This is a genomic window from Orenia sp., assembly GCF_055140805.1.
Genome location: NZ_JBSQYM010000037.1, coordinates 23,218 through 32,522, shown reverse-complemented (window position 1 = coordinate 32,522; position 9,305 = coordinate 23,218). Strand labels below are relative to the sequence as shown.

General features: G+C 35.5%; 9 protein-coding genes. All 9 read right to left on the bottom strand.

Going from position 1 to position 9,305, the window contains the following annotated elements; all coding sequences use genetic code 11:
• Nucleotides 1-363: 363 nt before the first annotated feature.
• Nucleotides 364-1,167, bottom strand: a complete 804-nt coding sequence (gene trpA / locus ACTCDL_RS05615; protein WP_463174798.1) for a tryptophan synthase subunit alpha — start codon at nucleotides 1,165-1,167, stop codon at nucleotides 364-366.
• A gap of 108 nt (nucleotides 1,168-1,275) precedes the next feature.
• Complete coding sequence (gene trpB, locus ACTCDL_RS05610) at nucleotides 1,276-2,475, bottom strand: tryptophan synthase subunit beta (protein ID WP_463174793.1); 1,200 nt, start codon at nucleotides 2,473-2,475, stop codon at nucleotides 1,276-1,278.
• Nucleotides 2,476-2,501: 26 nt separating this feature from the next.
• Nucleotides 2,502-3,701 (bottom strand): tryptophan synthase subunit beta, encoded by a 1,200-nt coding sequence (gene trpB, locus ACTCDL_RS05605; RefSeq protein WP_463174789.1) that lies wholly within the window; start codon nucleotides 3,699-3,701, stop codon nucleotides 2,502-2,504.
• A gap of 225 nt (nucleotides 3,702-3,926) precedes the next feature.
• On the bottom strand, nucleotides 3,927-4,532 hold the full coding sequence (locus ACTCDL_RS05600; RefSeq protein ID WP_463174784.1) for a phosphoribosylanthranilate isomerase: 606 nt from the start codon (nucleotides 4,530-4,532) through the stop codon (nucleotides 3,927-3,929).
• 152 nt (nucleotides 4,533-4,684) lie between these two features.
• A complete protein-coding gene (gene trpC, locus ACTCDL_RS05595) occupies nucleotides 4,685-5,455 on the bottom strand; it encodes an indole-3-glycerol phosphate synthase TrpC (RefSeq protein WP_463174779.1) in 771 nt (256 codons plus the stop codon).
• A gap of 1 nt (nucleotide 5,456) precedes the next feature.
• Nucleotides 5,457-6,482 (bottom strand): anthranilate phosphoribosyltransferase, encoded by a 1,026-nt coding sequence (gene trpD, locus ACTCDL_RS05590; RefSeq protein ID WP_463174775.1) that lies wholly within the window; start codon nucleotides 6,480-6,482, stop codon nucleotides 5,457-5,459.
• A 195-nt stretch (nucleotides 6,483-6,677) separates the two neighbouring features.
• The gene (locus ACTCDL_RS05585) at nucleotides 6,678-7,244 is read right to left on the bottom strand and encodes an anthranilate synthase component II (RefSeq protein WP_463174772.1); all 567 of its coding nucleotides are present in this window, start codon (nucleotides 7,242-7,244) and stop codon (nucleotides 6,678-6,680) included.
• Nucleotides 7,244-8,722 (bottom strand): anthranilate synthase component I, encoded by a 1,479-nt coding sequence (gene trpE, locus ACTCDL_RS05580; protein ID WP_463174766.1) that lies wholly within the window; start codon nucleotides 8,720-8,722, stop codon nucleotides 7,244-7,246. Before trpE ends, ACTCDL_RS05585 begins: the two co-directional genes overlap by 1 nt.
• Nucleotides 8,723-8,803: 81 nt before the next feature.
• On the bottom strand, nucleotides 8,804-9,088 hold the full coding sequence (locus ACTCDL_RS05575; protein WP_463174759.1) for a chorismate mutase: 285 nt from the start codon (nucleotides 9,086-9,088) through the stop codon (nucleotides 8,804-8,806).
• Between the last annotated feature and the right edge of the window lie 217 nt (nucleotides 9,089-9,305).

The window sequence follows — 9,305 nt, the reverse complement described above, 5'->3', positions numbered from 1 at the left end:
AGATGTGTATAAGAGACAGTATTATAACACAAAATGAATAAATTGCAACTTTAGTATATTAAATTTTCAGATTTTATTTATAATTAAAACTATTTTCACTCTTAAATGTAAAGTTTTTTATAGATAAAATTCTATCTATAATTCCTCGTCTGCTTTACTATTATTTCAATTATAAGAGAAGATTTATAAATTATCCTTAATTATTAAAAGGATTATATTTAGCCATAAAATTAAACATATTTATCCTAAAACATAAGCTATAAACATATAAAGCCAATTGTATAATTAATCAATATTAATTATAAAAATTCACTCAAAAAGGTAATCCAAATTGGATTACCCCTTAAATAATTAAAATTTTATTCACTTTAAAGGAGAAGTTAAATCAGAAATGATCTCTCCTACATTATTAATAAAGTCAGCTTCGCTCTCTGGAAGCAATTCTAAATTCTCCTCTAATCTCTTAATAATAGCACTACCAACGATAGCTCCATCAGCAAAATTGCTAACTTCTTTAACATGTTCAGCCTTAGAAATTCCAAAGCCAACTGCTACTGGAGTTGAAGTTAGGGATTTAATCTCCTCTACCTTTTTTTTGACCTCTTTAGAGACCTCTCCTCTCTCTCCTGTAGTCCCTAAAGTAGCCACTGCATAGATAAAACCTTGTGAATTCTCGGCTAACTCTTTAATTCTTTTTGGAGAGCTATTTAAAGCTACTAATGAAATAATATCTACTCCATTACTTAAGTTTCTTAACTCCTCATCTTCACCCATTGGCAAGTCAGGAATAATCAAACCATCCACACCAACCTCTTCACATCTTTTGATCAGTCTATCTAAGCCATAATTGAAAATAGAATTAAAATATCCCATCAAGACTATTGGAATTTGACTCTCACTTCTAATTTCTCTAACCAATTCGAAGATATCTCCAAGATTAGTTCTATGAACTAAACTTCTCTTTCCTGCCCTTTGAATAGTAGGCCCATCTGCTAGAGGGTTGGAAAAAGGAATCCCTAACTCTATTATATCTGCTCCATTTTTCTGGGCTTCTAAGACCAACTCTTTTGTTAATTCTAAAGTAGGATCACCTGCCATCAAGAAAGGAATAAAGGCCTTTTGACCTCTATCCTGTAACCTATCAAAAGTAGTAGCAATTCTACTCACTACAACTCAACTCCCAATCTATCCCTACAAGTCCTAAGGGACTCTTCGTAATACCTTAATCTCATTTATATCTACTCCTAATTATTATTTTTCATTATTATTTAATCTTTATAGCTCTACTCCTAATCTATCTGCCAAGGTATAAACATCCTTGTCTCCTCTTCCAGATAGATTCATAACAATAATCTGATCTTGGTCCAATTGAGGAGCCAATTTAAGAACATGGGCAATAGCATGAGAACTCTCTAAAGCTGGAATAATACCTTCACTTTCAGATAAGACTTGGAAAGCATTTACCGCTTCATCATCAGTCACAGAAACATATTTAGCTCGACCAATGTCCTTTAAATAACTATGCTCAGGACCTACACCTGGATAATCCAACCCTGCAGAGATAGAGTGAACAGGCATAATCTGACCATGATCATCTTGTAATACATAAGTCTTAAATCCATGAATAATCCCTTTGCTTCCTTTAGCCATCGTTGCTGCATGCTTATCAGTATCTACACCTAAACCAGCTGCCTCTACACCAATCATCTTAACATCCTCATCTTCAACAAATGGATAGAATAACCCTATAGCATTGCTTCCTCCACCGACACAAGCTACTAGATAATCAGGTAATCTTCCCTCTTGTTCAAGAATCTGCTCTCTAGCTTCTTCTCCAATCATTGATTGGAAATCACGAACTATTGTTGGATATGGATGTGGTCCTACTGCTGAACCTAATAGATAGAAAGTATCGTCTATTCTCTCTACCCAATTTCTTAAAGCAACATCTACTGCATCACTTAAAGTTTGAGTACCTTCTGTTACTGGAGTTACTTTAGCACCTAATAATTTCATTCTAAATACATTTAAGGCTTGGCGCTGTACATCCTCTGCACCCATAAAGATTTCACATTCCATCCCAAACATTGCAGCTACCGTAGCTGTAGCTACACCATGTTGACCCGCTCCAGTCTCAGCTATCACTCTCTTCTTGCCCATTCTTTTAGCTAATAGAGCTTGACCTAGAGCATTGTTGATTTTATGTGCTCCCATATGGTTAAGGTCTTCGCGCTTTAAATAAATTTTAGCTCCACCTAACTTCTTAGTTAGACGCTCAGCATAGTATAATGGGTTAGCTCGCCCAACATACTGTTTCAAATAATAGTCAAATTCCTCTTGAAATTCAGGGTCATTCTTGTATTTATCATAAGCCTCTTCTAACTCTTCTAAAGCTGGAATAATCAATTCTGGAACATACTTACCACCAAATTCGCCAAATAATCCTTTAACATTATCTTTTAACTCTGCACTCATCTCTTCTCATCTCCTTATTTTGATTATTATAGCTCAATACCTAAACTATCTGCTACAGTGTACACATCTTTGTCACCACGACCAGAAAGGTTGACAACTATAATTTGGTCTTGCTCAAGCTCTTTTGCCAATTTTAAAGTATAAGCTACAGCATGAGAACTCTCTAAAGCTGGAATAATCCCCTCTAATTTAGATAATAATTGAAAGGCTTCTAAGGCTTCTGCATCAGTAGCTGAGACATATTTAGCCCGATTAATATCTCTTAGATAACTATGTTCAGGACCTATACCTGGATAGTCTAAACCTGCTGAAATAGAATACGCCGGTAAAATCTGACCATATTCATCCTGTAATACATAAGTTTTACCACCATGAATAATACCTTTAGTCCCTTTAGTTAAGGTAGCAGCATGATTGCCAGTATCTACACCATGGCCTGCTGCTTCTACTCCAATCATCTTGACACCCTTATCTTCAATAAAAGGATAGAATAAGCCAATAGCATTACTTCCTCCACCAACACAGGCTATTAAATAATTGGGTAATCTTCCTTCTTGCTCAAGAATCTGATCTTTAGCTTCATACCCAATTACTGATTGGAAGTCACGAACTATTGTTGGATATGGATGGGGCCCTGCTGCTGTCCCAAACAGACAGAAGGTATCATCTATTCTCTCTACCCAGTTTCTAAAAACAACATCTGCAGCATCACTTAAAGTACCTGTTCCTTCTGTAACTGGAGTTACTTTAGCTCCCAATAACCTCATTCTAAATACATTCAAGGCTTGGCGCTGTATATCCTCTGCTCCCATAAAGATTTCACATTCCATCCCAAACATAGCTGCTACAGTAGCTGTTGCTACACCATGCTGCCCTGCTCCTGTTTCAGCTATGATTCTCTTCTTGCCCATCCGTTTAGCCAGAAGAACTTGACCCAAAGCATTATTAATCTTATGTGCCCCAGTATGATTCAGGTCTTCACGCTTTAAATAGACCTTTGCTCCCCCTAATTTCTCAGTCAAACGTTCAGCATAATATAATGGATTGGCTCTTCCTACATACTGCTTTAAATAATAGTCCAATTCCTGTTGAAATTCAGCATCATCCTTATATTTAGCATAAGCTTCATCTAGCTCATCTAAAGCTGCAATCATCAATTCTGGTACATACTTACCACCAAATTCACCAAATTGACCTCTTCTCTCACTTTTTAAATTTGCACTCATCTCTTCTCATCTCCTCTAGATTATTTTTTATTATAAGTGTCTGTGTGAGTGGATTCATATAATAATGAAATTTAATGAAGATATTTGCGACAATTCTAGGAATCAGTTATCAAGAATCTGGAATCTGTTAAGCATACTGGTTACTGATTCCAGATTACTGACAACTAAATTATCACATTATCTATCTAAAGCTTCATTTTCAAATCACACTCACACTCCACACTCTTACTTTTTTACTCTGCTAATAAACTCTTCTAATCTCTTCTTATCCTTAATTCCAGCTTGTGCTTCAACTCCACTACTAACATCTACTCCATAAGGATTGACTGAACTTATTGCTTCCTTAACATTATCAGGATTTAAGCCACCTGCTATGATAATATCACCATATCTCTTAGCCTCTTTAGCAAGCTCCCAATTAAAAGTCTTACCTATACCTCCTAGCTTATTAGGATGGTAGGTATCAAGTAGATATTTATCAACCTGATACTCCCTTAATCGCTCTAAATAACTCTCATCTTTGACTCTAAAAGCCTTAATAACTGGCAAATCAAACTCCTGACAATATTCTGGACTTTCATCACCATGAAGTTGTAGGTAATCTAAAGGGCAACTACTAATTATCCTCTGTACCTCTTCTAACGACTGGTTAGCAAAGACCCCTACCTTCTTAACATCCTCTGGTAGTTGCTCAATGATCTCCTTTATCTTATCAGGACCAACCTGTCTAGGACTCTTAGCAAAGATAAATCCTAAATAATCAGCCCCATATTTAACGACTAATTTAGCATCTTCTAAATTAGTAATCCCACAGATCTTAATTTTGACCATATTTACCACCTAACTTAAATAGTTGAGAGTTAGCAATGTACAATTTACAGTTAAATTTCAAAATCACCTATCCTCTTATAATCCAATATCTTAAAATGCTTTTAGTCTTTTTAAATATTTTAACTATACACTATACACTATCACCTGTTATTCTATCCTACTAACTCCTTTACCTTAGTAGAGATATTACTGCTTCTCATTAGTGCTTCTCCTACCAAAATACCATCAATCCCATGCTTAGTCAGTAACTTAACATCATTTCTGTTCTTAATTCCACTTTCACTAATAACTACCTTATCTTGAGGAATTAATCTTTTTAATCCTAAGGTTGTCGCTAAGTCAACCTCAAATACCCTTAAATCTCGATTATTAATTCCAATTATATCACAATCTTCCTGTAAAGCAAGGGTCAATTCTCGTCTATTGTGAACCTCTACTAGAACATCTAAACCTAAGGATTTTGCTAAAGCTAAATACTCCTTCAATTGTTCTTGACTTAAAATAGCTACAATTAATAAAACTGCATCAGCACCACAGACTCTAGCTTGATAAATCTGATAAGGGTCGATAATAAAGTCTTTTCTTAGCAATGGTAAATCAACCTCTGCTTTTACCTCTGTCAAATAATCTAGCTTCCCCTTAAAGAACTCCTCATCAGTTAAGACTGATAATACTTTAGCTCCTGCCAGTTGATACTCTTTAGCAATAGCAATAGGATTAAAGTCTTCCCGAATTATTCCCTTAGACGGTGAAGCCTTCTTGATTTCAGCAATCAAGCTCATTCCATCAGCCTCTAAAGCTCCTTTAAAGTCTCTCGTATCTTCCAAACTCTCAATCTTCTGCTTTAACTCTGCTAAACTAACTTCTTGTTTCTGCTGCTCTACTTCTAATTTCTTATGTCTGACTATCTTATCTAAAATCAATTTAGCTTACCTCCTTAGCCAATCGGTTAGTTACGTCAACTAGCTCTTCTAACTTCTTCAAAGCCAAACCTTCATCTATTATTTTAGCAGCCAACTCTATTCCTTCAATTAGACTCTCAGCTTTATCTGCTGCTACTAAAGCTGCTGCTGCATTTAATATCACAATATCCCTCTTCTTACCAACCTTACCCTTAAGAATATCTAAAGTAATCTTAGCATTCTCTTGAGGCTTTCCTCCTGCTAAATCTTCTATAGTAGCTTCTTTTAAACCTAATTTAGTTGGATGAATATTATAAGTTCTTATTTCACCATCTTTAAGTTGACTAACTTTAGTCTCTCCGACTGTTGATAACTCATCTAAACCAACCATACCATGGACTACAAAAGCTGACTTGACACCCAAATTCTTCAGCACATAAGCAATTGGTTCTGTTAATTCAGGGCTATAAACTCCCAATAACTGTATTTCTGCCTGAGCAGGATTGGTCAAAGGTCCTAAGAGATTGAAGATAGTCCTAGCTCCTATCTCTTTTCTTGGCCCAATAGCATACTTCATTGCTTGATGGAAGACAGGTGCATACATAAATCCTATCCCAATCTCATCAATGCAACTTCCTACTTGAACTGGTGAGAGATTAAGGTTGACCCCTAATTTCTCTAACAAATCAGCACTCCCACTCTTACTAGAGACTGAACGATTACCATGCTTAGCCACAGCTACTCCTGCTGCTGCCACCACAAAGGCAGTAGTAGTTGAGATATTAAAAGTGTTCAGCTTATCTCCACCAGTACCACAGACATCTACTAATATTTTTTGGTTGCTCTTTATTTTAGCAGCCTTCTCTCTCATCACCAAAGCTGCCCCTGTTATCTCCTCAATAGTCTCACCTTTCATTCTCAAGGCTGTAATAAAACTAGCTATCTGAGCTTCAGTAGCTTTTCCACTCATAATAGCTTCCATAGTTTCTCTAGTCTCTTCAATTGATAAATCCTCTCCATTTATCACCTGATTAATCACTCTTCTCATCTCTGCTCATCCTCCTATTTAGTTAATGCAAAGTTAATAGTTTACAGTCAAATTCAAAAGATAAAAAAATATTTCAGCAACGAATCTTGCTAATCAACCCGAATCTAAACCTAAAATAAGATTAATAAAATTTTTTATTCTTGTGATTCGTATTAATTTGTTGCTAATTCTTTTGATTTTCATTAATTAATATTACTAAATCTCAATTTTAAGAAAGTTACTGACAATCTCCTTACCTGTCTTGCTCATTATCGATTCAGGATGGAACTGTAGCCCATATAAGTCCTTCTCTTGATCCTCAATTGCCATGATTATTCCATCTTCAGTCTCAGCAGTAATTTCAAAATTATTACTTAAGGTATCTCGGTCAATAATTAAAGAATGATAACGAGTTGCTTCAAAATCACCTATTCCTGCTAAAATACCTTTATCTTTATTAATTATTTTAGATACCTTCCCATGGATTAGTTCTGGTGCTTTGATTATCTTAGCTCCAAAGGCTGCTCCCATAGTCTGGTGACCTAAGCAGATTCCTAAAATTGGTATCTCCCCTGCTAACTCTTTGACTAAATCCAAAGATATCCCTGCATCCTCTGGTCTACCTGGTCCTGGCGAGATAATTATCCTCTTAGGTGCTAACTCTCTAATCCTATCTACAGTAATCTTGTCATTTCTTATAACCTCAATCTCATGTTCCATCTCTCCAATCAACTGTACCAAATTATAAGTAAAGGAATCATAATTATCGATTACTAAAATCATTAATAGGCACCTCCTTCAGCTAACCTTACCGCTTCCAATAATGCCTGTGCTTTATTTAGGGTTTCTTGATATTCAAACTCTGGATCCGAATCTGCGACAATACCAGCCCCTGCCTGAACATATGCCTTCTTATCTTTAATAACCATAGTTCTAATCGTAATACAACTATCTAAATTTCCAGAATAACCAAAGTAGCCAATACTTCCTCCATAAGGACCTCTGCGAGTACTCTCTAGCTCATCAATAATCTCCATTGCTCTAATCTTAGGAGCACCGGATAAGGTTCCTGCGGGAAAACAAGACTGTAAACCAGAATAGATATCCTCATTATTTTTTAACTTACCTTGAACATCAGAGACGATATGCATTACATGGGAATAATATTCAATCTCCATCAGCCTACTAACCTCTACACTACCATACTCACTGACCTTTCCAATATCATTACGCCCTAAATCTACTAGCATAATGTGTTCTGCTAACTCCTTCTCATCACCTAATAAATCGCAAGCTAGCTCTTTATCTTCTTGACTATCCTTTCCTCTCTTTCTAGTTCCAGCAATCGGTCTATTCTCAATAACTCCATCCTCTACCCTTACTAGAAGCTCTGGTGAAGAACCAACAATCTCAAAATCTACAAAATCTAGATAATACATATAAGGGGAAGGATTGACCCTTCTTAGCTGACGATAAATATCAAAAGACCCTGCAGTTATAGGAACTTCCAAACGTTGAGAGAGAACTACTTGAAAGATATCCCCTTCTCTAATATAATCTTTAGCCTTATCTACATTCTCCATAAAATCTTCTTTACTAATATTAGACTTAAAGTCTAACTCCTTTGATTTAACTTCTGATTTTCTCTCTTCTTTAAGAGGACTAGCTAACTTGCTAATTATCTCATCGATCTTCTCTTTAGCTAGTTCATAGTCATTTTCAAGCTCATCACTTACTTTAACATTAGTAACTACTTTGATACTGTGATGTAAATGATCAAAGATTACTAAAGTATCACTTAAGATAAAGTTCATCTCTGGTAGAGCTAAGTCATCTTTATTATTTTGGGGTATATTCTCAAAATATTTAACAACATCATAACCTAAATACCCAACAGCACCACCATAAAATAGTGGCAAGCCTTCAACCTCTACCGATTGATACCCAGATAAAATATCCTTTAAATCCTGTAATGGATTCTCTGTATCTCTACTCTTTAATATCTTGCCAGAGCTATCCTTCACTACTAATTGACCATCCTTAGAGCCGACTATTGCATGATAATCAATCCCAATAAAGGAATAGCGCCCTATCTTCTGTCCCTGTTCTACACTTTCTAGTAGATAAGAGTAACCCTCACCCTTCAATTTCTTAAAAACAGATACTGGAGTCTCCATATCGGCAACTATCTCTTTATAGACTGGGATTATATTTCCTTCTTTGCTCATCTCTACAAACTCTTCTCGTCTCGGTTGATACATCTAATTTCCTCCTTTTTACTTAATATGAACTTTTTTGAAGCACAAATGAAATCCGATTTTAAATACTTCTGATGAACTTTCTCATTTATTATTCTTAAATTCATCCATTTCCATAGTAATAAACTGTGCAATCATTTCGCGATATAGCTTTTCAATCATATCTGGATTAGCTCCATATTGGTCGGCAAGAGTTCTAACCCTATCAATAACAGCTTCCAATCTTTTAGGTGCCCTTACTTCATTAGTATTCTGTTTAAATTTTGAAGCTTGTGCAACATAAGCCCCCCGTTCACCAATTAACTTAATAATCTGGCAATCAATTCTATCAATATTTTCTCTTACCTCTTTTAAACTATTACACTCCATAGTTAAAACCTTCTTTCTATTGATAGATTAAATGAATTCTAAAACTAGTGAACCTTAAGTTCAAAAAATCATAAATAAAAAAGGCCACCAGACTAAAGTCTGATGACCTTGGAATATGTATAATAATACCTGTAATTAGATACAGATATACTTACCCCTTGGCTAATCTCACACTCTACTCATCTCAACTCTACTCTTCTCAGCTAATCATATTCAG

Bases quoted from the DNA above. Each gene is read 5' to 3' on its own strand.
- trpB (WP_463174793.1), bottom strand. From the start codon at position 2,475: ATGAGTGCAGAGTTAAAAGATAATGTTAAAGGATTATTTGGCGAATTT.
- trpB (WP_463174789.1), bottom strand. From the start codon at position 3,701: ATGAGTGCAAATTTAAAAAGTGAGAGAAGAGGTCAATTTGGTGAATTT.
- ACTCDL_RS05600 (WP_463174784.1), bottom strand. From the start codon at position 4,532: ATGGTCAAAATTAAGATCTGTGGGATTACTAATTTAGAAGATGCTAAA.
- trpD (WP_463174775.1), bottom strand. From the start codon at position 6,482: ATGAGAAGAGTGATTAATCAGGTGATAAATGGAGAGGATTTATCAATT.
- ACTCDL_RS05585 (WP_463174772.1), bottom strand. From the start codon at position 7,244: ATGATTTTAGTAATCGATAATTATGATTCCTTTACTTATAATTTGGTA.
- trpE (WP_463174766.1), bottom strand. From the start codon at position 8,722: ATGTATCAACCGAGACGAGAAGAGTTTGTAGAGATGAGCAAAGAAGGA.
- ACTCDL_RS05575 (WP_463174759.1), bottom strand. From the start codon at position 9,088: ATGGAGTGTAATAGTTTAAAAGAGGTAAGAGAAAATATTGATAGAATT.